The 505-nt window shown below is 56.6% G+C and carries 1 protein-coding gene; it reads right to left on the reverse strand.

Features of this window, described 5'->3' with window-relative positions; translation table 11 throughout:
- Nucleotides 1-485: YbhB/YbcL family Raf kinase inhibitor-like protein (locus ACXAGA_RS16465; RefSeq protein WP_475118554.1), on the reverse strand; the 485-nt coding region annotated here is incomplete at its 3' end.
- Between the last annotated feature and the right edge of the window lie 20 nt (nt 486-505).

Raw genomic sequence — 505 nt, forward strand, 5'->3', positions numbered from 1 at the left:
GTGAAATGATAGTGGTGAATGATGCTGTCGTTCCAAGGTGGGCAGGGGCCATCATAGCCGCCATAGTCACCGGCCATGTCTGCGTCGCCAGCGAACCAGTCCGTGTAAGAGTTGATACCAGCCAGGCCGTGCGACGTTGGGCCGGCGTCTTTGCCTTTTGGGGTCACGCCCGCGCTGTCCGCACCTTCGGCGATGCGCGTCGTGGTCGCGGGAATGTTGACCAGAACCCAGTGGAAAAAATCGACGCGGGGCAGGTCCGATGGCACGGTTTTGCCTTCTTGGTTCACGGCCTCACCGGACGAAGGCACATCGGGATCGTGGCAAATAATGGCGAATGACTTTGTGCCTGCCGGGGCGCCAGTCCATGATAGTTCGGGGTTTACGTTGCTTGATAATTCAAACCGACCTTGGGCAGGAATTTTGCCGAACGCGAATTTCGCGGGAATAGGCGCGCCGTTCGCCCAATCTTTGATTTCCAGTTTCATTTTGTATCTCCGAAATGTTG

The sequence above is a fragment of the Marivivens sp. ABH4_498 genome (assembly GCF_056160585.1).